Raw genomic sequence first — 26,434 nt, 5'->3', positions numbered from 1 at the left:
CCCTGACCCTACCGGCAGGGCGGTGCGACCGGCTCTCCCCACCACCTCGTCCACCCCGCCGACCTGCGCGGACAGGCCGGGCAGGGCACGGAGGCCGGCGCAGGGGGCCGGTGACGGACCAGCAACTGTCGGCCCCGCCCGCTACGCTGGCCCGCGGCCCGGCCGGGTGGGCTACACCGCCGCCCGGCCCACCCTTCACTAGGAGTCATCCACAATGAACACTCGACGGCTGGCAACCACGGGGGTCGCGCTCGTCGCCACGTTCGGTCTCGGTCTCGGCCTCACCGGCTGCGGCAACCAGGACGGAGCGGACACTCCAGCCGCCAGCGGCAGCGCCGGCACCGGCTCGGCGCCCGCCAGCAGCGCCCCGGCCGACGCGCTCGCCGAGCTGACCGCCGCCGCGCTGAAGCTGAACGAGCAGAGCGTCCGGATGAACATCAAGTCCTCGATCCTGAGCGGCGGCGGCCTGATGGACCCGCGGAGCAAGTCCGCCGACATGACGCTGGACATGGGCGCCCAGGGCGGCAAGATCCGCGTGATCATCATCAGCGACGACGCGTGGCTCAAGGTGAACACGATCTCCACCAAGTGGCTGCACATGGATGCCACCAAGCTCGGCGCCAACGGGCAGATGAACCTGATGCCCGACGGCGACCCGGGCGGCGCCATGAAGATCGTCGGCGGCGTGGTCGACGTGCAGAAGACCGGTGAGGGCGCCTTCTCCGGCACGCTGGACTACACCAAGGCCAACCCGGACAACAAGGCCATCGAAGCGCTCGGGGCGAAGGCCAAGGTCGTCCCCTTCACCGCCAAGACCGACGCCGAGGGCCGGCTCGTCGAGCTGGTCGTGGACACCAGTGTGCTGGTCGCGTCGCTGGGCAAGATGACCACCACGTACTCGGACTTCGGGGCCTCCGTGTCGCCGGAGAAGCCTGCGGCCGGCGAGACCGAGGAGGCGCCGGAGTCGCTGAAGAAGGCGTTCGGCGGCTGACCTGTGCGGAGCACCGCGACGGGGCGGCGCCGGCCGGCGCCGCCCCGTCGCGTCCGGGCTCAGCCGCGCAGCGGCCGGCCCACCTCGTGCAGGTGGGCGAGCGCCTGCCGGTACGACTCGACCAGCCCCGTCTCCGCGTACGGCAGGTCGAGCTCGGCGCAGTACGCCCGCACCAGCGGCCGGGCCCGGCGCAGGTTCCCCCGAGGCATGTTCGGGAACAGGTGGTGCTCGATCTGGTAGTTCAGCCCGCCGAGCGCGACGTCGACGAACCGGCTGCCCCGCACGTTGCGCGAGGTGAGCACCTGCTTGCGCAGGAAGTCGAGGTCGTCGTCGGCCGTCGGCATCGGCATGCCCTTGTGGTTCGGGGCGAACGCGCAGCCCATGTAGAGCCCCCACAGCCCCTGGTGCACGGCGACGAACGCCAGCGCCTTCCCCGGCGACAGCACCGCGAACAGCAGGCCGAGGTAGCCGATGGCGTGCGCCGCGAGCAGCAGCCCCTCGACGGCCCGGTGCCGCATCGGCGTGGTGTACCGGCCGTCCGGCCCCCGGGCGACCAGCGCCCGTACGCTCGCCACGTGCAGGGCCAGCCCCTCCAGCAGCAGCATCGGGAAGAACAGCCACGCCTGCCGACGGGCCAGCCGACGGCCGAACCCCCGGGTCGCGACGGCCTGCTCGTGCGTCCAGACCAGCGCCCCCGCCCCGACGTCCGGGTCCTCGTCGGTGTGGTTCGGGTTGGCGTGGTGCCGGTTGTGCTTGTCCACCCACCAGCCGTAGCTGAGCCCGACCGCGAGGTTGCCGGCGAGCAGCCCGGCCACCTCGCTGGGGCCTCGACGACGGAACATCTGCCGGTGCCCGGCGTCGTGCCCGAGGAACGCCACCTGGGTGGTGGCCACCGCCAGGCCGACCGCCACCACGAGCTGCCACCACGAGTCGCCGACCAGCGGCACCGCCACCCAGCCGGCGACGAAGACGGCCACGGTCAGCGCGATCCGGGCCGCATACCCGCCGGGCCGACGGTCCAGCAGGCCCGCCCGGCTGATCCGCCGGGACAACTCCGCGTAGTCGCTGCCCCGCCTGGTAGGCCGATCCACTGTCGCTGCACGCACCATCTGGGCTCCCGCGTCTCGGCACCCGGTCACGCCGGACGGCGTGCCCTCCCGTTAAGTGTGCGCGAAACGGTTGCGCAGGGTAACCCGGGCAACCCCCGTCTCCAGGGTAGGGCACGCCCTACCCCCGCTCCGGCGGATCCGCCCCCTCGGGCCGCATCGGGTCGCCCCGACCCATCATGATCCACTCGGGATGCCGCGAACAGCGCCTTCCCGCCCGCCCGACACCTCGACATGCCGCACATCAGGTTGATCAAGGAACGGCCGGGCGCCGGAGCACCCGCGACCGAACCGCCGACCGCCGCCGACCGCCTCGAACGCCGCCGCGCCCCGCTCGGGGCACCGGGCTCAGCCCATCCGGCCCACCACTGACCGTAGCCGGGCCAGGTCGCGCCGGCGCCGCTCGTACGTGGTGGCCAGGCCGATCAGGGCCAGGCCGCCGACGGCCAGGAAGATCCAGCGGGGCAGCAGGTCCCAGCCACGCGCCAGCTCGTGCAGCGCGAGCAGGACCAGGGTGGTCCCGCCGAGCAGCACCGGCGCCTGCCAGCGACGCGCCGCACCGGCCAGCACCACGGCCAGGGCGCCGGCCCCGAGCAGCAGCCGCCGCCAGGGCTGCGGTTCCGGCGCGAACAGTACCGACACCAGGCCGGGCAGCAGCGCGGCGGCCAGCCCGGGTCCGAGCGCGAGCCAGCTGTTCAGGCCCGGCCGGGTGCGCAGCGCCACCGCCCCGGCGGCCAGCGCCACCCCGGCCGCCGGCAGGGTGTACGCCTCCAGCAGCACCACCCCGCCCGCGCCCAGCAGCAGCCAGGTGCCGAGCAGCTCGCTGCCCCCGGCGACGCCCGCGAACGCCCACCGCCGCCCGGTCGACTCGCCGCGACGCAGCAGCCGCAGCCCCACCGCGGCCCCCCAGAGCACGCAGACCGCGGCGGCGTGCCGGGGTGATCCGGCGGCCAGCAGCACCCCGAGCAGGGCGACGGACTGGGCGGCGACGTCCAGCACCGGACCCCGGGCCGGATCGCGCCCGGCCGGCAGGGCGGCGACGGCCAGGGCCAGCACCGCGACCACCAGCACGGCGAACGAGACCGACCGCAGCGGCATGCTCGCCACCAGCGCGGCGGTGATCGCGAACCCGGTCGCCGCGCCGACCGCCACCAGGGCCCCGCCCAGCCGGACCGGGCCCACCCGGCCCCCGACGGCGACCACCGTGGCGGCCACCACCAGCGCGCCGAGGCCGATGAGGGTGCCGGCCCGGGTGGCGAGCAGCCCACCCAGCCCGAACACGGTGGCCACCAGCCCTACCGGCACGGTGACCGGGACGAGCAGCGGCCGGGCCCCGGCGAGCGCGGCGGCCAGCAGGGCGGCCAGCCCGGTGAGCAGGAGGACGGCCGGCACCACCGGCCACGGCGTACCGGCGGCGGTCAGCAGCACCGGCAGGGCCGCCGCAGCGAACGGCAGCGCAGCCCACCACGCGCCACCCCCCGCCACCGGCAAGACCCCCCCGCCGACCGCCACCCCGAAACGCTGCGCGCCGTCCGCCGCCCCGGCCGGCTCCCGGCCAACCCCCGCACTTTCACGGGAAGAGGGGACATGGGACGCCGAATGGCCACGCTTTCCGTGAAAGTGCGGGGACCGGCGCGCCAACCCCGCCGCCAGGGCGAGCACGAGCAGGGCCACGCCGACCGGGGTGGCCCCCGGGACCGTCCCGCCGGTCGGCGCGCCGGACCAGGGCAGGGCCGGCCCGCCGTGCGGGGCGACCAGCGCCGCCACGACCGCCGGGGCGGCGGCGAGAAGCGCGACCGTGAGCAGCCCGAGGCCGGCGACGAGGGGCGCGCCCCTGGGACGGGCGCCCGGCCCGGCGAGCACCGTCAGCAGCGCCACCAGGGCGGCATAGAGCGGCACCGGCTCGTCGGCCCGGACGACCAGCGGCGCGAGCCCGACCAGCACTGACCCGACGGCGAAGGCGGTCGAGGCGTACCCGGTCAGCTCGGGCCACCAACGGCGGACGGCGAGCAGCCCGGCCAGCGCCGGACCGACGGCGACCAGGGCGGCCCGCGCCTGCCACCAGGGCGCCGCTCCGGCCGCGAAGGACGCGACGGCCACCGTGCCCGGGACGGCCAGCAGCGCGGCGGCCAGGGCCGCCCCGGCGACGCCCCGGCCGACCCCGGTGGCCCGCCGGCCACGGGCGGCGACCGCCGTCCCGACCAGCACGACCGCGCCGAGCAGCACCGCCTCCCCGGCCGGCGTGGCCAGCCCGACCAGCAGGGCGTGCCCGACCAGCGCCCCGCCGGCGACCGCCGCCGCCAGCGCCCCCCACCAGGGCCGGGCCCGGGTGACCGCGTACAGCAGCAGGGCCGCCCCGACGACCAGGTCGGCGGCGGGCACCGCCGGCCACGGCACCGGCCCGGCGCCCGCGAGGGAGAGGGTGCCGAACGCGACCGCGACCGCCCCGGTGACCGGCCACGCCACCCGGGGCAGCAGCGCCGCCAGCGCCACGGCCGACAGCACCACGGCGACCGGGACCTGCCACCCCCACGACAGGTCCGGACCGGCAGCGACGCCCCGCCACGGCGGCAGCACCCGACCCACCGCGACCGCGCCGAGCACGACGGCGAGCAGCGCGGCGACGTGGACTGCCCCGGTGGCCACCACCAGGCCCCCGCCCCGGGGGCCGGGCCCGACCCGGCGGGGCAGCAGCCGGACCGTGCCGGCCAGCACGAGGGCGATCAGCGCCGTCGCCACGGTCAGCAGGTTCGGCCGCAGCTCACCCACCGGCCGGAGCAGCGCCAGGGCGAGCACCGGAACCACCGCCCCGGCCGTGATCGCCCGGAACACCCGCCCGCCGGCCACCAGTGCCGCCCCGAGCAGCGTCAGGGCCACCAGCAGCAGCGGTCCCCCGGCCAGCAACGGCGTGCCGGCGGCCCGGCCCAGGGCGAGCGGCACCAGCGCGCACCCCGCCGCGACGGCCAGCGCGACCCCGTGGCCCAGCCAGGCCAGCACCCGCCCGGCGGCGACGGCCGGCCCCCCGCCGGCCGTCGCCGCCGGACCCTTGACCGACGGCCCCCCGACCGCCGGACCCTCGACCGACGGCCCCCCGACCGCCGGACCCGCGCCCCCCGCCGGAGCCGGACCGGTCACCGCGCCCGGCGTCCCCGGCGGGGCCGGGGCGCGGCTGGGCAGGGCGGCGACCACGGCCAGGTTCAGCGCCGCGACGCCGACGAACACCAGCGCCCACCCGGCCGCCGACAGGCGGGCCGGGGCGGCGAGCAGGGGCAGCACCGGCTGCGCGGTGAGCAGCGCCGCGAACCACGGCACCGCGAGACGGGTCAGCCGGCCGTAGCCGGCCGCCAGCGCCGCGCCGGCCCCCCCGACCAGCGCGGCGTAGCGGGCCACCGGCCAGTCGGTCACCCCGAACAGGTCGACCGACCAGGCGGCGTACCCGTCGAGCACCACCAGCAGCAGCCCCACCGCGGCGAAGGTCTCCGCGGTGCCGCGCAGCCCGCGCCGCGCCACAAACGGCGGGACGGCCAGGGCGAGCGCGGTGAAGGCGAGCAGGATCAGCGCCCGGCCGACGATGCCCACCGCGGCCCAGGCGACCGCCGTGAAGACCACCGCCGCGGTGCCGAGCAGCAGGCCGCCGAGCACGAAGAGCAGCCCCTGCACCGTCCGGGTGGAGGTCTCCGCCCCGCCGACCGACGCGGCCGGCCCGAACCGCTGCGGCGGCACCGGCCCGGGCGACACGGCCGGCAACACGGCCGGCACCGGGCCGCGGGGCGCAGCCGGCACCGGGCCGCGGGGCGCAGCCGGCACCGGGCCGCGGGGCGCAGCCGGCACCGGGCCGGGCGACGCAGCCGGCACCGGACCAGGGAACGCAGCCGGCACCAGGCCGACCGGGTTCGGGGTGCCGACCGGGTTCGCCGCCCGGACCCGGGCGGCCAGCTCCGCCCGGTGGGCCTGCGCCGACCGCACCGCCCCGGCCAGTTCGAGGTACGCCCGGCGGGCCTGCTCCGCCCGCCCGGTGAGCAGGACGATCTCCCGGTCGAGCCGGATCACCTCGGCGGCGGCCGGATCGGGTGCCCGGCCGCAGCGCCGGCAGCCGACGCTCAGGTCGGCGGGAGCGCCGCACCCCGGGCAGGGGTAGCCAGTGGAGTCCACCCGACCATCATGATGACCGTGATCCACCCCCGCCAGAGTGCGGGTACTCAGGGACGGGTCTGCTCGTGCACCCAGGCCGAGTAGTCGGGGTTGCCGCTCTCCGTCCGGGTCACCAGGATCTCCGGCACCTCGTACGGGTGGGTGGCGCGAATCTGGTCGACCAGCGCGTTCACCCGGTCCGGCGCGGTCTTGAACAGCACCGACCACTCCGAGCTGGTCTCCACCGCGGACCGCCACCAGTAGGTGCTGTCCACCTGGCCGCCCACCTGCGCGCAGGCGGCGAGCCGGCCGGCCACCGCGGCGGCCGCCAGAACGTCCGCGACGGAGCGGCTGTCCACCACCGTCGTCACCACGCTGATCTGCTCCACGACCGCACCCTACGCGGCGTCGGCCCCCTCGTGGTGCGCCGCGATCCATTCGTCGATCCGCGTCCACCAGTCGAAGAGCCAGTCGATGCGCTCCTGCTTCCCGGTGGGGACCTCGTCCGGCGGCACGGACCAGAACCGCATCACGATCCGCTTGTCCATCGGCAGCTCCCGCCAGACGTCGGCGACGGTGATCATCCGGTCCAGCCCGGTGTGCGCGACGAAGATCACCCCGGCGTCCGGAGCGGCGTCCAGGGCGGCGAGCAGCCCGCCGGGCTGCGGGGCGAGCACGTGCTGCATCCGCTCGGCGCGCAGCGCCATCCGCTCCAGCCCGAGGGACCGCAGCCGGGCGATGGCCCGCAGCCGGCGGCGCGGCGTGAAGTTGCCCCCCTCCGGGAAGATCACGAAAGCGTCGTCGTCGTCCAGCCCGGTGGCGAGGTGGCCGATCTGCTCGGCCACCGACCCGTCCCGGTTCCGGGCCGGGGCCAGGAACCGGGACGGCAGCCGGTTGAGCAGCACGTCGATGGCCGGGTCCCACTGGAGGCTGTCCTTGAGCACGATCCGGGGCTCTCGGTGGAACCAGTTCACCAGCGCGTGGATCAGGATGAACGAGTCGCCGGGCCCAGCGTGCCGGCAGAGCACCAGCTCGGGCCGGCCGGGCAGCGCCGTGTCCGGGTCGGTGCCGACCACGTCGATGCTCAGCCGCAGCGTCCACCGGGCCTGCCAGAAGAGCGCCCGCAGGAACCACCCGGCGAGCACGTAGTGCGCCCGCTGCATCGGCGGCGTCCGCTTCCACACCCCGAAGCCGGAGGCCAGCCAGAGCGCGAACAGGGCGAGCAGCGCCGCCGCGTCCCAGACCAGGTAGACGCAGCCGATCCAGAGCAGCCGCAGCGGCCGGAGCCGGCCCGGGACCAGCGGGGACAGCGCCAGCGCGGCGAACGCCCAGACCGGCAGGCTGGTCACGACCAGCACCGCGAGCAGCACCACGCCGGGTGCCAGCAGCAACCGGCGCACCCACCGGGGTGGCAGCGGCATCAGTCTTCCAGGTGGGTGGCCAGATAGCGGCGGGAGGCGGTGTACGCGCGGCTGATCCGCCGCCCCACCGCCGCCATGTCCCGGTACGCCCACGGGCTGTCCTCACGCGGGCCCGGCCCCCCGGTCGGCAGCACGTGCACCTCCACCCCCTCGGGCAGCGCCGCCATCTCCCGGGCGAACCGGTGCCGGCGGGCGATCTCGAACGCCACCTGGGCGATCTCCCAGGGCCGCCGGGGCGGGGCCAGCTCCCGCTCGATCCGGCCCACCTGGAGGACGAAGATCCGCCGCGCCCCGGCGACGACCGCCTCGCCGATCGGGATGGAGTTGACGATCCCGCCGTCGATGAAGTGCTGCCCACCGATCTCGGCGGGCGGCAGCAGCCCCGGCACCGAGGCGGAGGCGAGCACCGCGGGCACCAGCGGCCCGCTGTCGAACCAGTGCTCGGCGGCCCGCTCGATGTTGGCCGCGCAGCACCGGAACGGCACCCGCAGGTCGGCGAACGTGGTCTCCTCACCCAACTCCGCCTCCAGCAGCCGGCGCAGCGGCCGGGGCGAGTGCAGGTGGGTACGGGCGGCGAAGCGGCGTAGCTGCCGGGCCACCGAGTCGCCGTACACCTCGCTGGCCTCCGGCGAGGCCCAGAGCCGGACCAGCCGGTCGGTGACCGCCTCGGTCGGGTCGGCGGCGACCAGCGCGCCGTTCACCGCGCCGATCGAGGTGCCGAGCACCAGGTCGGGCCGGATGTCGGCGCGGAACAGGGCACGCAGCATGCCCACCTCGACCGCGCCGAGAACTCCCCCACCGCCGAGCACGAATGCCACCGGACCGCCGACCATGCCGTTCATCCTGGCACGGCCCGTCCCGTCGGCCATCCGCCGCCCGACCTGCCACCGGCCACGGGCCGGACGGGTGGAACCGGACGGCCGTTGACACCCCGGACACATTCGCGCAACCTGATACCGCCCCGACCCCAGGCAGGTGCGTTCCGCGATGGCAACACTGCACGCCGGCAGGCTGCTGGCCCGCAGGTACCGGCTCGTTGACCAGATCGGCGCCGGCGGCATGTCGGTCATCTGGCGCGCCCGGGACGAGGTGCTGGACCGCACGGTGGCGCTGAAGGTGCTCGCCCCCTCGCTGGCGGCGGACGCCCGGTTCCGGGACATGGTCCGCGAGGAGGCGCGCAGCGCCGCCCAGCTCGTCCACCCGCACGTGACTTCGGTGCACGACTACGGCGAGACGCTCGCCCCGGACGGCAGCATCACCTCGTTCGTGGTGATGGAACTGCTCGCCGGGGAGGAGCTGGAGTACCGGCTGACCGAGGGCCCGTTGCCCTGGCCGGACGCGATCGAGATCGGTGCCCAGGTGGCGGAGGCGCTGGCCGCGGCGCACCGGCTCGGCATCGTGCACCGGGACATCACCCCGGCCAACGTGATGATGACGCCGGTCGGCGCCAAGGTGCTGGACTTCGGCATCGCCACCCACATCGGCGCGCCGGACGAGGACGAGGACGGCGGCACCTTCGGCACCCCGGCGTACGTCGCCCCGGAACGGCTGGACGGGGCACCGACGCAGCCCGCCACCGACATCTACTCCCTCGGGGTGCTGCTGTACGAGATGCTGACCGGGCGGGTGCCGTACCCGGCGGACACCTGGGAGCAGCTCGGCGTGGCGCTGGAGTCCGGCGGGGCCCCGCCCCCGCTGGAGGCGCCGGGGCTGCCGTCCGAGGTGGCCCGTACCTGCCTGCGGTGCCTGTCCCGCGAGCCGCGGGACCGGCCGACCGCGCACCAGGTCGCCCTCGTGCTGCGCGACCAACTCCTGCCGGCCGACCCGCAGGCCGCCACCATGCTCGCCCCGACCGTGACCCTGCCGTCGATCGTCGGCCCGCCCGAGCCGCCGCCCGCCCCGGTCACCGGGCCCGCCGGGTCGCCGGACGCCGCCGGACCGGTCGCGTCCACTCGGGACTCGCCGCCGGCCGGGGGCGGGCGACGGCGCGCCCGGCCCGATCGTCGCCGCCGGCCGGCCCCGGTGCCGGTGATCGCGGTGGGCGTCGTGCTGGTCACCGGGCTGGCGCTGCTCCTGCCGACGCTGACCCGGGACGCGGACCCGCCGCCCGGGGCGGCCCCGACGAACGCCCCGACCGGGGCGGCGTCGACACCCGCCCCGGAGCCGTCCCCGAGCGTCCCGACCGCCACGCCCGGGACGCCCAGCCGGACGCGGCCCGCCCCCTCGGCGGCGGCGACGAGCACGCCGCCGGCGCCGTCCGGCGACAGCCTGACCGAGACGGCCAACCGGATCGACCAGCTCATCGAGGCGGGGGTGGCCGACGGCGGGATCCGCATCGACGTCGGCACGGACCTGCGCAACCTGCTCGGCCACGCCACCGCCGCGAGCGGCCGGGGCGACCTGGCCGCCGCGGTGCGGCGGGCCCGGGACAAGGTCGCCGATCGGCAGCGCGAGGGCAGCATCACCCCCGCGTACGCCCGCCAGCTCGACATGGCGTTCCAGCAGCTCGGCGCGGCCCGGGTCTGACCCGTCGGGGTCCGGTCAGCGGGCGGCGACGGGGACCGGCCGGCGGGTCGAGGCGTGCCCGGAGGCGCCGAGGAAGTCCCGGTACACCGCCTCGTAGCCCAGGGCCATCCGGGAGGTGGAGAAGCTCTCCGCCACGTGCGCCACGCACATCGCCGGGTCCAGCCGGCCGGCCTGCCGCAGCGCGTCCGGCAGGTCCTCGGGGCGGTCGCAGACCAGGCCGGTCACGCCGGGGCGGACCAGCTCCGGCACGGCCCCCCGGCGCAGCGCCACCACCGGCGTGCCGGTCGCCATCGCCTCCAGGATCACCATGCCGAACGGCTCCTCCCACTGGATCGGCATGATCAGGCAGCGGGCGTCGACGAGCATCCGCAGGGCGTCGTCCCGGTCGGCGTTGAGCACCACGGTCACGTCCTCGGCGAGCGCCGGCTCGACCACCTGCTCGTAGTACCGGCGCTCGGCGGGCTCGTTGCACTTGCCGGCGAGCACCAGCGGCAGGCCCGCCGCCCGGCAGGCCCGGATCGCCAGGTCCGGGCCTTTGTCCGGGCTGAACCGGGCCAGCCAGAGCACCGGCCCACGGCCCGAAACGGTCTTGTGCGGCACGTCTGCGATGTCGAGCGCGTTGTGCACGGTGCCGACCCACGGCAGCCCCGGGTTCAGCCGGCGCTGGGTGTGTGAGATGGCCACCAGCCCGACTCCGTGGTCGGTGTTGCCGAGCACGGTGCCGTACTCGCCCACCGGGTTGCCGTGCACGGTGGCCACGGTGGGCACCGCCCGGCGGCCGGCGACCAGCGGCCCGATGGTGGTGTGGTCGTGCACGAGGTCGAACTGGTCCGGCCCGACGAGGCGGTCGACCTGGGCCAGGTGGGCCAGCTCCGGCAGCGACTCGCCGAGCCGGTCGTACTGGAGGTTCTCGCAGGTGGGGACGTATCCGGCGCGGGTCCCGTGGTCCGGGCCGGCCCCGAAGACGGTCACCGCGTGCCCCAGGTCGACCAGCGCCTCCACCAGCCCGGCGACCACCTGTTCCAACCCGCCGTAACCGGGCGGCGGCACGGACAGCCACGGCGGAACCACCATCGCGATCCTCAGCGGACGCTCCCCCGAGTGGTCGGACGGCAGGTCGGTCACGGCCACGAGTCCTCCCCGTTGGTCCCAATGCGCGTGATCGGCAGCGCTTTCCCGCCAGGGGTGATGGTCAAACGACCGCACGGCGGCCCCACGCGGCCGGCAACGGCCGGCCCATCAGCCGATCCCCCGCAGGCGCGCCCCTAACCGGCCACCACGAGCCGGTCGTCGACGGCCCGCACCCCCGGGGTCGACCAGGCGATCCGTTCCGCCTCGTCCCGTTCCCACCAGGAGCGGACCACGCCGCTGAGGACCACGGTGTCGCCGTGCACCCGGGCCCGTACCCGCTCGGTGCCGAGGATCCGGGACACGGCCCGCTGCACCTCGTGCCGGGCGCGTTCGTCGGCCGGGCGCCGCGCGGGGACCTCGACGAGGTTGGTCACCCCGCGCACGCCCCGCAGCCGGCGCAGCTCCCGTTCGGCGGTGCGCCGCTGCCAGCCGAACTCCACCTCGCCCCGCAGGACCAGCCACCCGTTGGCGGCGGTCACGTCCAGCCGTTCGGCCGGCACGAAGCTGTCCCACTCCAGGGCCCGGCCGGCCGCGAGGGCCAGTTCGGTGTCGGTCTGCCCGGGAACGTCCGGCGGGCGTACCTCGATGTCGTCGGCGACCGCGCGGACGCCGCGGATCCGCTGGGCGCACCGCACGGCCGCCCAGCGGTGGGCGTAGCTGTCCACCGAGCCGGTGAGGGTGACCACGCCGTGCAGTACGGCCACCCCGACCACGGTCGGCGGGACCTGGGGGTCCCAGTCCAGCTCCGCGAGGACGTCGTGGTGGATCTCCGGGTCGGTCCGGGTGCTCGTCGCCGTGTCCATGGTTCCCCCTCCCGCGCCACCGGGCGCGTGGTCACCGTGCCCGGTGTGGGGGTGAGACCGGCTCACCCGGATCGGGTGAGGGACGCGCGGCGACCCGCCGAGGATCCGGCAGGCGGCCCCGCCGCCCCGGGCCGGAACAGGGAGGAGGCGGCGGGTGGCGAAGCCAACCCCCTTGGCTCCGCCACCCACCGCCCCGGAGGAGGTAGGTCTGTTGGTGTTACGACGTCTCGGAGAGCGTGACGGTTGCCGTCGCCGCCGATCCATTTCGCTGGTACTGCACCTCGACCCGGTCGCCGACCTTGCCGGCCTGGACGGCGCCCACCAGGTCGTTGGAGTCGTTGACCACCGTGTCGCCGAACTTGGTGATCACGTCGCCCCGCTGGAGGCCGGCCTTCTCGGCCGCGCTGCCCGGGGTGACGGACGCGACCACCGCACCGCCGGCCTCGGCCGGGCTCACGCTCACCCCGAGCGAGGGGTGGCTGACCTTCTCGCCGCGCTGGAGCTTCCCGGCGACGTCCTTGGCCTTGTTGCTCGGGATGGCGAAGCCGACGCCGATGTTGCCGGTGCTCTGCCCGGAGGTGGCGATGGCGGTGTTGATGCCGATCACCTCACCCCGGGTGTTGACCAGCGCGCCGCCGGAGTTGCCCGGGTTGATCGGGGCGTCGGTCTGGAGCAGCCCGGAGATCGAGCTGGCCCCCTGACGTGGGTCCTGCTGCTGCTGGTTCTCGCCGGCCTGGATGGTGCGGTCCCGGGCGCTGATGATGCCCGAGGTGACCGAGCCCTGCAGGCCCAACGGGCTGCCCAGGGCCAGCACCTGGTCGCCGACCTGCATGCCGTCGCTGTCGCCGAACTTGGCGGCCTTGAGGCCGCTGACCCCGGTGGCCTGCACCACGGCCAGGTCGGTCTTCGGGTCGGTGCCGACGATCTTCGCCTCGGCGGACTTGCCGTTGGCGAAGACCACCCGCACGGTGTCGCCGCCGGCGGAGGCCACCACGTGGTTGTTGGTGAGCACGTAGCCGTCGGCGCTGAGGATGACGCCGGAGCCCTCGCCGCTGCCGGTGGTGATCGAGACCACGCTGTCCTGCACGGCGGCGGCGATCTTGGGCAGGTCGGCGCCGTTGATCACCGGCGCGGCGGAGTAGGTGCGGGTGATCCCGCCCGAGTCGCCGTCCACGGCGAGCGCGAGCGCGCCACCGGCGACACCGGAGCCGAGCATCAGCGCGAACACCGCGACGCCCGCGCCGGCCAGCTTGGCGATCCGGCTCGGCTTGGGGGCCGGGCCCTGCGCCCACTGCGGGACCTGCTGGCCGGGGTACTGCGGCGGCACCGGGCCGCCCGGGTACGCGGGACCCCCGGCGTGCGGGGCGTATCCGGGGGCCGCCGGTCCGTGCTGGCCCCCCGCGGCCCAGCCGGACTGCTGCCCGGGCTGCCAGGGGCTCGTCGGGTACTGCCCGGCCGGCTGCTGCTGCCCGGCGACCGGGGCCGACGGGGTGCCGGCCGGCGGGGCGTAACCGCCGTACGGGTGCTGGCCGGAGACCGGGGCGGCTGGGCCGGGCCCGGTGCCCGGAGCGTGGGCGGCCACGGGTGCGGTCGGCGCGTCAGCCGTGGGGGTTGTGGGGGCGGTCGGCGCGGCCGGCGCGGGCGGCTCGACGGCCGGGGAGTCGGACTGCCCGGGCGCGACGCGGGACAGCTCGGCGGTGGGGTGCGACGGCTCGGCGTCGGAGGGCGCCGGCCGCCGCTGCGGGTCGGTCTCGTACTCGGTCATGTGTCCACCCTCTCCCCTGCCACTGCGACCAGCCTGGAACCAGCCTGGAAGTTGCCTGAAAGTCACTCGCCCGGATCGTCGATGTCCGGCAGCAGCGGCAGCCGGACCCGGAAGGTCGCGCCCCCGCCGGGAGTCTCGGCGACCTCGACGGCGCCGTGGTGGGCGGCCACCAGCGCCGCCACGATGGCCAGGCCCAGCCCGGTCCCGGTGGCCCCGCCGGCCCGGCGGGTGCGGGCGGCGTCGGCCCGGTAGAAGCGCTCGAAGACCCGCTCGGCCTGCTCCGGGGAGAGCCCGGGGCCGGTATCGGCGACCTCGACCACCGCCAGGTTGCCCGGCTCGGTACGCAGCCGCAGGGTCACCGAGGCGTCCGGCGGGGTGTGGGTCAGCGCGTTGGTCATCAGGTTGCCGATCACCTGGCGCAGCCGGGCATCGTCGCCGAGCACCACCAGCGGCCCGGAGCCGGGTTCGATCTCCAGCTCGATCCGCCGGTCCGGGGCCACCACCCGGGCGGCCTGCACGGCGTCGCCGGCCAGCAGCGGCAGCTCCACCGGGGCGAGCGAGAGCGGGCGCTCCCGGTCCAACCGGGCGAGCAGCAGCAGGTCCTCCACCAGCAGCCCCATCCGGGACGCCTCGTCCTCGATCCGGCGCAACAGGCCGGCGGTCTCCTCGGGGGCCCGGGCGGCGCCCTGCCGGTACAGCTCGGCGAAGCCCCGGATGGTGGTCAGCGGCGTACGCAGCTCGTGCGAGGCATCGGCGACGAACTGCCGCATCCGCTCCTCCGAGCGCCGGGCCCGCGCCTCGGACGCCTGGGCGGCGGCGGCCGCGTCCCGCGCGCCGGCCTCGGCCGACCGGGCGGCGATCTCCGAGGCGGCGCGGGCGGTGAACGCGGCCTCGATCTGGGCCAGCATCGCGTTCAGCGCCCGGGACAGCCGCCCCAGCTCCGACGTGGGGAAGGGCTGCCCCTCCTCCGGGTCGGGCACCCGCCGGGTCAGGTCGCCACCGGCGATGGCCCCGGCGGTGCGTTCGATGTCCAGCAGCGGCTTGAGGCTGGTCCGCACGATCGCCGCCCCGATGGAGGCGAGCAGGATCAGCACCGCCCCGCCGACCAGAAGGTCTATCCAGACCAGCCGCTTCACCGCCCGGTCGACGTCGGTCAGGTGCTGCCCGACGGCGAGCACCCGACCGTCCGGCAACTCCCGATAGAGCATCCGCCAGCGGTCTCCCCCGTCCTGTGCGGGGACATTGAACGGTTTGCCCTCCTGAGCGCGGAAGCCGGCCAGGTCTGTCGGGATCGCCGGCAGGTCGCCCGTTTGCAGGCTGCGGTCGTACCCGATGATCTGGGCCCGGTTCTCGTCGGCGAGCGCGACGACGTAGTCGGTGGGCAGCTCCGCCCGCACCCGACGGGCCTCGAGGTCGGGAAGCACCCCGCCGACCTGGATACTGGCCGACTGCAACTCGCCGTCCACCTGACCGATCAGGTAGTTGCGCAGGAAGTACGTGGTCAGCGAGCTGATCACCACTAGCGCGGCGGCGACCAACGCCAGCACCGCCGCGACCAGCTTGATCCGCAGCGGCACACCACGCAGCTTGCCCTTTGCCTCCGCGATGGCGCTCACGCCGCCGGCTTGCGCAGTACGTACCCCACGCCGCGCAGGGTGTGGATCAGGCGGGGCTGGGTGTTGTCGACCTTGCGCCGCAGGTAGGAGATGTACGACTCGACGATGTTGTCGTCGCCCCGGAAGTCGTAGTTCCACACGTGGTCGAGGATCTGTGCCTTGGACAGCACCCGGTTGGCGTTCAACATCAGGTACCGCAGCAGCTTGAACTCGGTCGGCGAGAGTTGCACCCGCTGCCCGGACCGGTGCACCTCGTGGGTCTCCTCGTCCAGCTCCAGGTCGGCGAAGGTGAGCCGGGACGGGGCCTGCTCGCCGCTGGCCGTCCGGCGCAGCACGGCCCGGATCCGGGCGGTCAGCTCCTCCAGGCTGAACGGCTTGGTGACGTAGTCGTCGCCGCCCAGGGTCAGCCCGCGGATCTTGTCGTCGGTGGCGTCCCGGGCGGTCAGGAAGACCACCGGGGTACGCGTTCCGCCCTCGCGGAGCATCCGGATGACCTCGAAACCGTCGAGGTCGGGCAGCATCACGTCGAGGACCACCAGGTCGGGGCGGTGGTCCTTGGCGGCGCTCAGCGCGGCGCTCCCGCTGGTCGCGGTGGCCACGTCGAAGCCGGCGAAGCGGAGGCTCGCGGAGAGCAGTTCGAGGATGTTGGGGTCGTCCTCGACGACGAGCAGTCGCGCCTCGGTCTGGGTAGCGGCCATGCCGACCATCATCCGTGACGTCGCTGCGCCCGCGCTGGGCGGTTGCTGGAAAAACCCTGAGAGCGCCGCCCGGGCCGGTCAGCGCAGCAGGTGGCGCAGCCCGTCGAGGGCGCCGTCGAGCACCCGGATCGCCGTGCGGAGCTGGGCGTCGCTGAGCCGGCCGGCGCGGACCAGGCCGCCGACCTCGACGGTGAACGCGGCCAGCCGCTGGTCGAACTCGGCCAGCAGGGGCGTCTCCCCCGCCGGGGCGGCCGGCCGCGCCGGGCCCCGGGACGGCGGCTCCCACCTGGTACGCCGGGTCTGCCGGGTGGCCTCGCGCAGCTCCCGCTTGAGGTCCTGGACCGAGCCACGCACCTCGGAGCGGATCTCGCCGGCCAGGGCGGAGAGGTCCGCCACGGAGGCGCTGATGTCGGACTCCAGGGTGGCCAGTTCGCCGGCCCGCTGGCGCAGCTCGGCCCGGCCCGGCTCGGTGATCTCGTAGACCTTGCGCCCACCGGCTGCGGTGTGGGTCACCAGCCCTTCGACCTCCAGCCGCTGGAGCCGGGGGTAGATGGTGCCGGCGCTGGGCGCGTACAGGCCGAGGAAGCGGTCCTCCAGCAGGCGGATCAGCTCGTACCCGTGCTTGGGGCTGTCGTCGAGGAGCTTGAGCAGGTAGAGCCGCAGCCGCCCGTGGCTGAACACGGCGGTCACGGCAGCTCCTCCTCGTCGTCGACCGGGCGGGCGAGCAACGCGATGCTGCCGGAGGTCGCGGACGCCCAGAGCTTACCCGCGCCCGTGCCGATGACCCCCTCGCTGTCCCGCATGCCGCCCAGCCCGGACCGGTCACGCACCTCGGGGAACCCGCTGGTGATCCGGCCGGCGGTGGTGTGCAGGTGGACGGCGAGGTCGCTGTCCCGGCGGACCCGGACGGTGATGGCGCCGGAGATGGTGCTGAGCTGGATCTCGCCGTCGCGCGGGTTGTCCAGGTCGCAGGTGATCTCGCCGGAGACGGTGTGCGCGCGGACCGTGCCTGCGGCGCTGTCGGCGAGCACCACCTCGCCGGAGACGGTCTCCAGGCTCAGGTCGCCGGCGACCCCCAGCGCCTCCACGGGCCCGGAAACGATCTTCGCTGAGGTCCGGCCCCGGACACCCATCAGGATGATCTGCCCCGACGTGACGTCGGCCCGGGTCTGCCGGCACAGGCCCGAGGCGACCAGCGCCCCGTCGACCAGGGTCAGGTCGGCCGGCACGTCGGCGGGGACGGCGATCGAGACGTCGGCCCGGAAGCGCCGGCCGAACTGACCGAGCCACCAGAGCATCCCGGGCATCCTCGGGTGCCGTTCGTGCCGGACGGTCAGCACCCCGTCCCGGTGCTCGACGATCAGCGACCGACGGCCGATCCGGGTGACGTCCACCCGGGCCGGCCCGTCCGCGCCGACCACGTTGAGCCGCCCGGAGACCAGGTGGACCTCCAGCGAGGTGACCGGCCCGTCCAGGGTGAGCTGCTGCGGGCCGTCGACGGTCCAACTGGCCATGGCTACCTCCCCGCCCGGACGCGTCGGGGCGGCGCGTCCATGCGGAGAGAGTAACGCGATACATCGCGACTGAACAAGACTGTCGCGTGTCGGGGAGGCGTCAGGCGGCCAGGCCGACCTCCCGCGCCGCGTCGGCGGCCCGGCTGCCCCGCCCGGTCGGCAGCGGCTCGACCGGCGCGGGGACCCGGGCCGGCACCAGGTGCACGGCCGACTCGGCGACCCGGGCGAGCTGCCGCCGGTCCGCCGCCCGCCCGGGGTGCAGCGCGGCGGCGACCGTCACCGCCACCGTCAGGTCGCGGGCCGCCAGCACCCGCCAGACCGACCGGCCGAGGGTCTCCTCGCCGAGGAACGCGGCGACGGTCGTCGGCGACCCACCGCCGGGACCCGCCCCGCTCCCGGCCGTCACGCCGGTGCCGGCGCGGACCGAGGTGCCGGCGCGGACCGAGGTGCCGGCGCGGACCGAGGTGCCGGCGCTCAACCGGTAGCCGATCCGGACCGGGACGACCGGCGCACCGGCGTCGATCGCCGCCTGGAACACCGCCGGCCGGAACCCGCCGCCCGGGCGGCACCCGATCGCCGCGCCGCACCAGGTCGTGCCCTCCGGGAAGGCGGCGACCGGGTGGCCGGCCCGCAGCGCTGCGGCCACCCGGCGCACCGTGCCCGGCAGCGCCCGGGGCCGCGCCCGGTCCACGAACACCGTGCCCGCGGCGGCGGCCAGCGGCCCGACCAGCGGCCAGCCGCGCACCTCGCGCTTGGCCACCATCCGGGCCGGCGCCACGGCCAGCAGCGCGAGCACGTCCAGCCACGAGCCGTGGTTGGCCACCACCAGCGCCCGCCGCCGGGGCAACCGGCCCCGGACCACCAGCCGGACGCCGAACGCCCGGACCGTGCCCCGGGCCCAGCCGCGCAGCGCGGCCCGCCGCTCCCGGGCCGGGAGCACCGGCAGCAGCGCGGCCAGCCCGACGCCGGCCACCAGCATCGCGAGCACGGCGACCAGCCGGCCCAGCCGCCGGGCGACCGGCACGGCGGGGATCTCCCCGGGCCCGGGCAGGCAGTCCGGCCCGCAGTCGGAGGCCGGCCGCCAGAGGCCGTGGCGGGCGCTCACCGCTCGCCCCCGCCGAGGAAGTGCCGCAGGTAGCGGGGGTTCATCCGGTCCAGCGAGAACAGCACGTAGAAGTCGGCCACCCGGAAGTCCGGGTCGTACGCCGGCTCGCCGGCCACCCACGCGCCCAACCGCAGGTAGCCGCGCAGCAGCGGCGGGAGGGCGGTCCGGCCGGCCGCCGCGGCCCCGGCGGCCGGGGCGCCCGCGCCGACGTTGAGCGGAGCACCCGCGCCGACGGTGGGCGGGGCGGCGGCCGGCGGCTCGGCGAACCAGGGCCGCAGCGGCCTGACCCGCAGCGGCGGCGGGGCCAGGTGCCTGGCCCGGACCTGGTCCCAGACCCCGGCGGCGAGCAGCCCGCCGTCGTCCACCGGGACCGAGGCGCAGCCGCCCAGCCAGCTCGACCCGCGCAGGTGCAGGTAGCGGGTGATGCCGGCCCACATCAGGTTGATCACCGCGCCGGAGCGGTGGTCGGGGTGGACGCAGGACCGGCCGGCCTCCACCAGGACGTCCCGGAGCGGGTCGAGCGCGGTCAGGTCGAACTCGGTGTCCGCGTACCGGCGGGTGGTCCGCCCCGGCGGCAGCAGCCGGTACGTCCCGACCACCGCCCCGGTGCGTTCCTCGCGGACGATCAGGTGGTCGCAGTGGGCGTCGAACTCGTCGGTGTCGAGGCCGGCCGGGTCGGGGCGCAGGGCGGCCCCGAGCTCGGTGGCGAAGACCTCGTGGCGCAGGCGTTGCGCAGCCGCGACCTGGATCGGGTCGTCGGCGATCAGCACGGAGTATCCGCTGGTCGTCAGAGGTACGCCAGCGGCGGGCAGAACGGCCATGAGCACTGTGTAGGTGCCCCGGGTGCCACCAGCGGGGACGACCGGTGTCGATCCGGTGAACGCCGCCGGACGGTCGGCCCCGATCGGGATGAGAGGGTGGTCCACGACAGCGCGGACGTCAGGAGGACCCGTCCATGGCAGTGATCATCCCGGCCCGGTTCAACGGTCCGCCCGGCACCGGCAACGGGGGCTGGACCGCCGGCACCCTCGCCGCCGCCGACGGGCACGACGGGCCGGTCGAGGTGACGCTGCGGCAGCCACCGCCGCTGGAGACCCCGCTGACCGTGTCCGGCGGGCAGGTCCGCGACCCCGAGGGTCGGCTGGTCGCCGAGCTGCGGCCGGCCGGGGACGCGCCGGAGGCGGTGCCGCCGGTCGACCTCGGCACGGCGCGGGCCGCCGCGGCGGCGTACCCGGGGCTGGGAGAGCATCCCTTCCCCGGCTGCTACGTCTGCGGGCCGGACCGGGCCGACGGCCTGCGGATCTTCCCCGGCCGGCTGCCGGACGGGCGGACGGCCGCGCCGTTCACCGCGCCGGTGGAGGTCACCCCCGCGACGGTCTGGGCGGCGCTGGACTGCCCCGGCGGCTGGACGGTGCTCGGCCCCGGCCGCCCGTACGTGCTCGGCCGGATCGCCGCCGTGCTGGACGCGCTGCCGGACCCCGGCGACGAGTGCGTGGTCACCGGCGTGGCGGACGACACCGGCGGGCGCAAGGCGCTGGTCCGCACCGCCCTGTACGGCCCCGACGGCCGGCTGCTGGGCCGCGCCCGGGCCACCTGGATCGCGCTGGCCGGGGCGTGACCCGGCGGGGGCGGGACGGGCGATCTCGTCCCTGGGGAGGACCCTCTCCTGCCTGAGACGGAGACGGGTGTAGGTGTCGCGCCTGATTGACCTGGTTGCGCCGGCTTGCCACGCTGTGCGACGGCGCATTCGCAACGGCGCCGCACACGTCGGCGCGTTCACGCGCCACGCACGGGAGGAGAGCAATGTCTGACGGGCAGCGAAGCCCCACCACCGGCAGCGGTCAGATCGTGGTGTCCGGCCTGACGAAGCAGTACAAGAACGTCCGGGCGGTCGACAATCTGTCGTTCACGGTCGAACCGGGGCGGGTGACCGGCTTCCTCGGCCCGAACGGCGCCGGCAAGACCACGACGCTGCGCATGCTGCTGAACCTGGTCACCCAGAGTGGCGGCAGCGCGACCATCGGCGGCCGCCGGTACGCCGACCTGGCCGACCCGCTGCGCCACGTCGGCGCGGTGCTGGAGGCGTCCAGCGCGCACAAGGGCCGTACCGGGATCAACCACCTGCGGGTGATCTGCGCGGCGGCCGGGCTGCCGAAGCAGCGGGCCGACGAGGCGCTGGCCCTGGTCGGGCTGACCCCGGCGGCGAAGCGCAAGTTCAAGGGCTACTCGCTGGGCATGAAGCAGCGGCTGGGCATCGCCGCCGCGATGCTCGGCGACCCCCGGGTGCTGATCCTCGACGAGCCGGCGAACGGGCTCGACCCGGAGGGCATCCGGTGGATGCGCGGCTTCCTCAAGGGCCTGGCCCACGAGGGCCGTACCGTGCTGGTCTCCAGCCACCTGCTGTCGGAGATGCAGTTGCTCGCCGACGACGTGGTGATCATCGCGGCCGGCAAGCTGATTCGGCAGGGGCCGGTCGAGCAGGTGCTCGGCTCGATGGCGCAGGGCGGCCGGGTGCGGGTGCGCACCCCGCAGCCCGAGGAGTTGGTCGCGGTGCTGCGCGAGCAGTCCGCGACGGTGGAGACCGACGAGCACGGCGTGCTCCTGGTCGGCGGGGTGGACGCCCCGGCCATCGGCAAGGCCGCCCTGGCCGCGAAGGTGGAACTGCACGAACTGACCCCGGAGCGACCCGACCTGGAACGGGTCTTCCTGGAGCTGACGGCCGGAAAGGCGGGCATCCGATGAACCTCGTCCGATCCGAGCTGCTCAAGATCCGCACCACCAGCACCTGGTGGATCTTCGGGCTCATCTCGCTGCCGCTGTGGGCCCTCACCCTGCTGATCAACTGGTTGCAGACCGACGCGCTGGCCAGCGGCAACTTCGGCGACGTGCCGCCCGAGCAGGCCGAGCAGATCCAGGCCGTGCAGGCCGTGGACAACCTGGCCGCCAACGTCTACACCAACGGCCAGTTCTTCGGGCTGCTCATCGTGATGCTGCTCGGCATCATCGTGGTGACCAGCGAGTTCTTCCACCAGACGGTGACCACCACGTTCCTCACGGTGCCGCACCGCACGGCGGTGATGGTGGCCAAGCTGGTCGCCGCGGCCGTGCTCGCGATGCTGTTCTGGCTGGTCACCACCGTGCTCAACCTGGTGTTCGGCGCGCTGATCCTGAACAGCGTGGACGTCGGCGCCCAGCTCGGCAACGACGCGGTCTGGCGGGCGCTCGGGCTCAACGCGGTGGCGTACCTGCTCTGGTCGGTGCTGGGGGTCGGCATCGGGGTGCTGATCCGCAGCCAGATCGGCGCGACGGTGACCGGCATCCTGCTCTACCTGGGCGGCTCGATCGGGGCCGTCGCCGTGCTGAGCATCCTGGCCTCCCGGTACGGGGAGTGGATCAACAAGCTCCAGGTGGTGGTGCCCTCGCTGGCGTCGTCGCTGATGGTCAGCGGGACCGAGATCCCGGGCAACCCGCCCCGCTGGGCGGGCGCGGCGGTGCTGATCGGGTACGCCGTGGTGGCCGGCCTGATCGGCGCCCTCACCATGCGGCGGCGGGACATCTCCTGACGCCCACGGACGACGGAACCCGGCCCCGGGGCGTGATCGCGTGATCACGCCCCGGGGCCGGGCCCGTTTCCGGCCCACGGTCAACAGGACACGCCGGACTGACCGAACTTCTGGCATCTTCTGTGAAACGGACCACGCGCCGGAGGCGGAAATGCTTAGCGTATTCCTACGGCGTAGCCTGGGAGCCGTCTCCCGTCCACCCGCACAGCGGGGGGACGGCGGACACCGCGTGACACACAAACCCGCGTGAAAGAGGCGATTACCGGCCGTGTCGACCCAGCAGACTTCGCAGGAGAACCCACTGGCGGGTTTCGGCCCGAACGAGTGGATCGTCGAGGAGATGTACCAGCGCTACCTCGCCGACCCAAGCAGCGTCGATTCGGCCTGGCACGACTTCTTCGCCGACTACCGGCCGGCGCCCGGCGCCGCCGCGCCGCGTCCCGACGGCCAGGCCGCCCGGGCGGCTGCCGCCGCACCGGAGCCCGCCGGGCAGCAGGAGGCCGCCGCCACCGTCGCCCAGCCCGCCGCGAAGGCCGAGCCGGCCGCCCCGAGGGCCGCCGAGCCGAAGGCGACGCCGGCCGCGCAGCCCACCCCGGCGAAGGCCGCGCCCGCGAAGCCCGCCCCGGCCGCCAAGCCCGCCCCGGCGAAGCCGGCCGTCTCGGGCCCGCAGACCACCCCGCTGCGCGGCGTCGCCGCGAAGATCGTCCAGAACATGGACGCCTCGCTGAGCGTGCCGACCGCGACGAGCGTGCGGGCCGTCCCGGCCAAGCTGCTGGTGGACAACCGCATCGTGATCAACAACCACCTCACCCGGGGGCGCGGTGGCAAGGTCAGCTTCACCCACCTGATCGGGTACGCGATGGTCCGGGCGCTGGTCGAGCACCCGGAGATGAACAACTCCTTCGCCGAGGTCGACGGCAAGCCGGCGATGGTCCGCCCCGAGCACGTCAACCTGGGCATCGCGATCGACCTGGCCAAGCCCGACGGCACCCGCAACCTGGTGGTCCCGTCCATCAAGGGCTGCGAGCGGATGGACTTCCGGCAGTTCTGGCAGGCGTACGAGGACGTGGTCCGGCGCGCCCGCCGCAACGAGCTGACCATGGAGGACTACTCCGGCACCACGATCTCGCTGACCAACCCGGGCGGCATCGGCACGGTGCACTCGATCCCGCGCCTGATGACGGGGCAGAGCGCCATCATCGGCGTCGGCGCGATGGAGTACCCCGCGCCGTACCAGGGGATGAGCGAGGCCACCCTGGCCGAGCTGGCGGTCAGCAAGATCATCACGCTGACCAGCACGTACGACCACCGGATCATCCAGGGCGCGCAGTCCGGCGAGTTCCTCAAGGTCATGCACGAGCTGCTGCTCGGCGAGCACGGCTTCTACGACCAGGTCTTCACCTCGCTGCGCATCCCGTACGAGCCGGTGCGCTGGATGCGGGACGTCGCGGTCGACTCCGAGGGCCAGATCAACAAGACCGCGCGGGTGCACGAGCTGATCCACGCGTACCGGGTGCGCGGCCACCTGATGGCCGACACCGACCCGCTGGAATTCAAGATCCGCAAGCACCCGGACCTGGACGTGCTCCAGCACGGGCTGACCCTGTGGGACCTCGACCGGGTCTTCCCGGTCAACGGCTTCGCCGGCAAGCAGCGGATGAAGCTGCGGAGCATCCTCGGCGTGCTGCGCGACTCGTACTGCCGCCGGGTCGGCGTGGAGTACATGCACATCCAGGATCCGGAGGAGCGGCGCTGGCTCCAGGAGCGGGTCGAGCGCAAGTACGAGAAGCCCAGCACCGACGAGCAGAAGCACGTGCTCAACCGGCTCAACGCCGCCGAGGCGTTCGAGACCTTCCTACAGACGAAGTACGTCGGCCAGAAGCGCTTCTCGCTGGAGGGCGGCGAGTCGCTGATCCCGCTGCTCGGCGAGGTGCTGGAGTCCTCCGCCGAGGCGGGGCTCGACGAGGTCGTCATCGGCATGGCCCACCGCGGCCGGCTCAACGTGCTGGCCAACATCGTCGGCAAGCCGTACGAGAAGATCTTCTCGGAGTTCGAGGGGCACCTCGACCCGCGCTCCACCCAGGGCTCGGGCGACGTGAAGTACCACCTCGGCCAGAACGGCAAGTTCACCACCCCGGACGGCGAGCACGCCGTCAAGGTGTCGGTGGTGGCGAACCCGTCGCACCTGGAGGCCGTCGACCCGGTGCTGGAGGGCATCGTCCGGGCCAAGCAGGACCGGATCGACCTCAAGCTGGAGGGGTACACGGTGCTGCCGCTGGCGGTGCACGGTGACGCCGCCTTCGCCGGCCAGGGCGTGGTCGCCGAGACGCTCAACCTGTCGCAGCTACGGGGTTACCGCACCGGCGGCACGGTGCACGTGGTGGTCAACAACCAGGTCGGCTTCACCACCGCACCGGAACACTCCCGGTCCAGCCTCTACAGCACCGACGTGGCCCGGATGATCGAGGCGCCGATCCTGCACGTCAACGGCGACGACCCCGAGGCCGTGGTCCGGGTCGCCCGGCTGGCGTTCGAGTACCGGCAGGCGTTCAACAAGGACGTCGTGATCGACATGGTCTGCTACCGCCGGCGCGGGCACAACGAGGGCGACGACCCGTCGATGTCCAACCCGCAGATGTACAAGATCATCGACTCGAAGCGGTCGGTCCGGAAGCTGTACACCGAGGAGCTGATCGGCCGGGGCGACATCACCGTGGAGGACGCGGAGGAGCTGCTGCGCGACTACCAGTCGCAGCTGGAGCGGGTCTTCAAGGCCACCCGGGACGCCGCCTCGGCGCCGAAGCAGCCGGCCCGGCAGCGCCGCGAGGACGAGCCGGAGCCGCAGGTGGAGACCGCGACCAGCGTCGACGTGGTCAAGGCGGTCGGCGACGCCCACGTCAACCTGCCGGAGGGCTTCACCCCGCACAAGCGGATCCAGCAGCTCCTCGACCGGCGGGCCAAGATGTCCGTCGAGGGCAACATCGACTGGGGCTTCGGCGAGATCATCGCCTTCGGCGCGCTGCTGCACGACGGGGTCACCGTCCGGCTCGCCGGGCAGGACTCGCGCCGTGGCACGTTCGTGCAGCGGCACGCGTCGGTGGTGGACGCCAGGACCGGCGCCGACCACCTGCCGTTGCAGTCGCTCACCGCCGACGGCGAGCGGTCCCGGTTCTTCGTCCACGACTCGCTGCTCAGCGAGTACGCGGCGATGGGCTTCGAGTACGGCTACTCGGTGGAGAACGTCAACGCGCTGGTCTGCTGGGAGGCCCAGTTCGGCGACTTCGTCAACGGCGCCCAGTCGGTGATCGACGAGTTCATCTCCTCGGGCGAGGTGAAGTGGGGCCAGCGCTCCGCGGTCACCCTGCTGCTGCCGCACGGCCACGAGGGCCAGGGCCCGGACCACACCTCCGGCCGCCCGGAGCGGTTCCTCCAGCTCTGCGCCGAGGACAACATGCGGGTGGCCATCCCGACCACCCCGGCTAACTACTTCCACCTGCTGCGCCGCCAGGCCCTGTCGCCCAAGCGCAAGCCACTGGTGGTGTTCACGCCGAAGTCGCTGCTGCGGCACAAGCTCTGCGTGTCCCCGGTCGAGGACTTCACCACCGGCACCTTCGCCCCGGTGCTGCGCGACACCGCCGCCGGAGCGCCGGAGCAGGTGAAGCGGGTGCTGCTCTGCTCGGGCAAGGTCTACTACGACCTGTTCCAGGCCCGGGCGGACCGGGGCGTCACCGACACCGCGATCATCCGGATGGAGCAGCTCTACCCGCTGCCCGTCGAGGAGATCCGGGCCGCCCTGGCGCAGTACCCGAACGCCGAGGACTACGCCTGGGTGCAGGAGGAGCCGGCCAACCAGGGCGCGTGGAGCTTCGTCGCGCTCAACCTGCTGGAACACCTCAGCGAGGTCCGGCTGCGCCGCATCTCCCGCCCGGCCGCCGCCGCGCCGGCGGTCGGCTCGGCCAAGATGCACGAGGTCGAGCAGAACGCGCTGATCGAGGCGGCCCTGCCCCGCCCGTGACCTGACCGCACCGCCGCGCAGCGGGGCAGCGACCGTCGCCACGACGGGC

Annotated in this window: 20 protein-coding genes; 6 read left to right on the top strand and 14 right to left on the bottom strand. The window is 74.8% G+C overall.

Annotated features, from left to right (window positions below; translation table 11 throughout):
* Positions 1 to 214: 214 nt before the first annotated feature.
* Positions 215 to 991: a hypothetical protein gene (locus OOK41_RS07985; protein WP_266263639.1), complete on the top strand. Its 777-nt coding sequence runs from the start codon at positions 215 to 217 to the stop codon at positions 989 to 991.
* A 59-nt stretch (positions 992 to 1,050) separates the two neighbouring features.
* Here the strand turns inward: OOK41_RS07985 and OOK41_RS07980 are convergent, their stop codons facing one another.
* The 5 genes from OOK41_RS07980 to OOK41_RS07960 form a co-directional block, all read right to left on the bottom strand.
* Positions 1,051 to 2,100: an acyl-CoA desaturase gene (locus tag OOK41_RS07980; RefSeq protein ID WP_266263638.1), complete on the bottom strand. Its 1,050-nt coding sequence runs from the start codon at positions 2,098 to 2,100 to the stop codon at positions 1,051 to 1,053.
* Positions 2,101 to 2,445: 345 nt separating this feature from the next.
* Complete coding sequence (locus OOK41_RS07975; protein ID WP_266263636.1) at positions 2,446 to 6,249, bottom strand: SCO7613 C-terminal domain-containing membrane protein; 3,804 nt, start codon at positions 6,247 to 6,249, stop codon at positions 2,446 to 2,448.
* Positions 6,250 to 6,296: 47 nt separating this feature from the next.
* Positions 6,297 to 6,617: a divalent-cation tolerance protein CutA gene (gene cutA / locus OOK41_RS07970; protein WP_117665415.1), complete on the bottom strand. Its 321-nt coding sequence runs from the start codon at positions 6,615 to 6,617 to the stop codon at positions 6,297 to 6,299.
* A 9-nt stretch (positions 6,618 to 6,626) separates the two neighbouring features.
* The gene (locus OOK41_RS07965) at positions 6,627 to 7,649 is read right to left on the bottom strand and encodes a 1-acyl-sn-glycerol-3-phosphate acyltransferase (protein WP_266263632.1); all 1,023 of its coding nucleotides are present in this window, start codon (positions 7,647 to 7,649) and stop codon (positions 6,627 to 6,629) included.
* Positions 7,649 to 8,482 (bottom strand): patatin-like phospholipase family protein, encoded by an 834-nt coding sequence (locus OOK41_RS07960; protein ID WP_117665534.1) that lies wholly within the window; start codon positions 8,480 to 8,482, stop codon positions 7,649 to 7,651. Before OOK41_RS07960 ends, OOK41_RS07965 begins: the two co-directional genes overlap by 1 nt.
* A gap of 154 nt (positions 8,483 to 8,636) precedes the next feature.
* Between OOK41_RS07960 and OOK41_RS07955 the strand changes: the two genes are divergently transcribed.
* Entirely contained in the window at positions 8,637 to 10,175 is a 1,539-nt protein-coding gene (locus OOK41_RS07955; RefSeq protein ID WP_266263630.1) for a serine/threonine-protein kinase, read from the top strand.
* Positions 10,176 to 10,190: 15 nt separating this feature from the next.
* Here OOK41_RS07955 and OOK41_RS07950 read toward each other — a convergent pair whose 3' ends face one another.
* From OOK41_RS07950 to OOK41_RS07910, 9 genes are all read right to left on the bottom strand, one after another.
* Positions 10,191 to 11,249 (bottom strand): glycosyltransferase family 4 protein, encoded by a 1,059-nt coding sequence (locus OOK41_RS07950; protein ID WP_266267752.1) that lies wholly within the window; start codon positions 11,247 to 11,249, stop codon positions 10,191 to 10,193.
* 191 nt (positions 11,250 to 11,440) lie between these two features.
* The gene (locus OOK41_RS07945) at positions 11,441 to 12,109 is read right to left on the bottom strand and encodes a BON domain-containing protein (protein WP_266263629.1); all 669 of its coding nucleotides are present in this window, start codon (positions 12,107 to 12,109) and stop codon (positions 11,441 to 11,443) included.
* Positions 12,110 to 12,326: 217 nt separating this feature from the next.
* Positions 12,327 to 13,874, bottom strand: a complete 1,548-nt coding sequence (locus tag OOK41_RS07940) for a S1C family serine protease (RefSeq protein WP_266263627.1) — start codon at positions 13,872 to 13,874, stop codon at positions 12,327 to 12,329.
* A gap of 62 nt (positions 13,875 to 13,936) precedes the next feature.
* The gene (locus tag OOK41_RS07935) at positions 13,937 to 15,490 is read right to left on the bottom strand and encodes an ATP-binding protein (protein WP_266263625.1); all 1,554 of its coding nucleotides are present in this window, start codon (positions 15,488 to 15,490) and stop codon (positions 13,937 to 13,939) included.
* Positions 15,487 to 16,188, bottom strand: a complete 702-nt coding sequence (locus OOK41_RS07930; RefSeq protein WP_117665530.1) for a response regulator transcription factor — start codon at positions 16,186 to 16,188, stop codon at positions 15,487 to 15,489. The genes OOK41_RS07935 and OOK41_RS07930 overlap by 4 nt, the downstream gene beginning before the upstream one ends.
* Before the next feature lie 78 nt (positions 16,189 to 16,266).
* Positions 16,267 to 16,878 (bottom strand): PadR family transcriptional regulator, encoded by a 612-nt coding sequence (locus OOK41_RS07925; protein ID WP_266263623.1) that lies wholly within the window; start codon positions 16,876 to 16,878, stop codon positions 16,267 to 16,269.
* A complete protein-coding gene (locus OOK41_RS07920; RefSeq protein ID WP_266263621.1) occupies positions 16,875 to 17,702 on the bottom strand; it encodes a DUF4097 family beta strand repeat-containing protein in 828 nt (275 codons plus the stop codon). Before OOK41_RS07920 ends, OOK41_RS07925 begins: the two co-directional genes overlap by 4 nt.
* A gap of 100 nt (positions 17,703 to 17,802) precedes the next feature.
* Entirely contained in the window at positions 17,803 to 18,807 is a 1,005-nt protein-coding gene (locus OOK41_RS07915) for a 1-acyl-sn-glycerol-3-phosphate acyltransferase (RefSeq protein WP_266263619.1), read from the bottom strand.
* Positions 18,804 to 19,628 (bottom strand): GNAT family N-acetyltransferase, encoded by an 825-nt coding sequence (locus tag OOK41_RS07910; protein ID WP_266263617.1) that lies wholly within the window; start codon positions 19,626 to 19,628, stop codon positions 18,804 to 18,806. Before OOK41_RS07910 ends, OOK41_RS07915 begins: the two co-directional genes overlap by 4 nt.
* A gap of 140 nt (positions 19,629 to 19,768) precedes the next feature.
* On the opposite strand from OOK41_RS07910, the gene OOK41_RS07905 reads away from it, so the two are divergent.
* From OOK41_RS07905 to OOK41_RS07890, 4 genes are all read left to right on the top strand, one after another.
* Positions 19,769 to 20,425, top strand: coding sequence for a hypothetical protein (locus OOK41_RS07905; protein ID WP_266267751.1), 657 nt, complete (start codon positions 19,769 to 19,771; stop codon positions 20,423 to 20,425).
* Between the two features lie 185 nt (positions 20,426 to 20,610).
* A complete protein-coding gene (locus OOK41_RS07900) occupies positions 20,611 to 21,549 on the top strand; it encodes an ATP-binding cassette domain-containing protein (protein ID WP_117665397.1) in 939 nt (312 codons plus the stop codon).
* Complete coding sequence (locus tag OOK41_RS07895; protein WP_266263613.1) at positions 21,546 to 22,370, top strand: ABC transporter permease; 825 nt, start codon at positions 21,546 to 21,548, stop codon at positions 22,368 to 22,370. The genes OOK41_RS07900 and OOK41_RS07895 overlap by 4 nt, the downstream gene beginning before the upstream one ends.
* 268 nt (positions 22,371 to 22,638) lie before the next feature.
* Entirely contained in the window at positions 22,639 to 26,385 is a 3,747-nt protein-coding gene (locus OOK41_RS07890) for a multifunctional oxoglutarate decarboxylase/oxoglutarate dehydrogenase thiamine pyrophosphate-binding subunit/dihydrolipoyllysine-residue succinyltransferase subunit (RefSeq protein WP_266263611.1), read from the top strand.
* Positions 26,386 to 26,434: the final 49 nt, after the last annotated feature.

Origin of the sequence: Micromonospora sp. NBC_01655 (assembly GCF_026339755.1) — a bacterium.
In the GTDB taxonomy this organism is placed as follows: domain Bacteria; phylum Actinomycetota; class Actinomycetes; order Mycobacteriales; family Micromonosporaceae; genus Micromonospora.
This window is presented reverse-complemented; position numbering and strand designations above follow the sequence as displayed.

What these genes read in the sequence shown, in the direction of transcription:
- OOK41_RS07950 (WP_266267752.1), bottom strand. Translation starts at nt 11,249, where the DNA reads ATGGTGGTTCCGCCGTGGCTGTCCGTGCCGCCGCCCGGTTACGGCGGG.
- OOK41_RS07960 (WP_117665534.1), bottom strand. Translation starts at nt 8,482, where the DNA reads ATGGTCGGCGGTCCGGTGGCATTCGTGCTCGGCGGTGGGGGAGTTCTC.
- OOK41_RS07920 (WP_266263621.1), bottom strand. Translation starts at nt 17,702, where the DNA reads ATGGCCAGTTGGACCGTCGACGGCCCGCAGCAGCTCACCCTGGACGGG.
- OOK41_RS07930 (WP_117665530.1), bottom strand. Translation starts at nt 16,188, where the DNA reads ATGGCCGCTACCCAGACCGAGGCGCGACTGCTCGTCGTCGAGGACGAC.
- OOK41_RS07945 (WP_266263629.1), bottom strand. Translation starts at nt 12,109, where the DNA reads ATGGACACGGCGACGAGCACCCGGACCGACCCGGAGATCCACCACGAC.
- OOK41_RS07985 (WP_266263639.1), top strand. Translation starts at nt 215, where the DNA reads ATGAACACTCGACGGCTGGCAACCACGGGGGTCGCGCTCGTCGCCACG.
- OOK41_RS07910 (WP_266263617.1), bottom strand. Translation starts at nt 19,628, where the DNA reads ATGGCCGTTCTGCCCGCCGCTGGCGTACCTCTGACGACCAGCGGATAC.
- OOK41_RS07955 (WP_266263630.1), top strand. Translation starts at nt 8,637, where the DNA reads ATGGCAACACTGCACGCCGGCAGGCTGCTGGCCCGCAGGTACCGGCTC.
- OOK41_RS07980 (WP_266263638.1), bottom strand. Translation starts at nt 2,100, where the DNA reads ATGGTGCGTGCAGCGACAGTGGATCGGCCTACCAGGCGGGGCAGCGAC.
- OOK41_RS07940 (WP_266263627.1), bottom strand. Translation starts at nt 13,874, where the DNA reads ATGACCGAGTACGAGACCGACCCGCAGCGGCGGCCGGCGCCCTCCGAC.
- OOK41_RS07965 (WP_266263632.1), bottom strand. Translation starts at nt 7,649, where the DNA reads ATGCCGCTGCCACCCCGGTGGGTGCGCCGGTTGCTGCTGGCACCCGGC.
- OOK41_RS07900 (WP_117665397.1), top strand. Translation starts at nt 20,611, where the DNA reads ATGTCTGACGGGCAGCGAAGCCCCACCACCGGCAGCGGTCAGATCGTG.
- OOK41_RS07895 (WP_266263613.1), top strand. Translation starts at nt 21,546, where the DNA reads ATGAACCTCGTCCGATCCGAGCTGCTCAAGATCCGCACCACCAGCACC.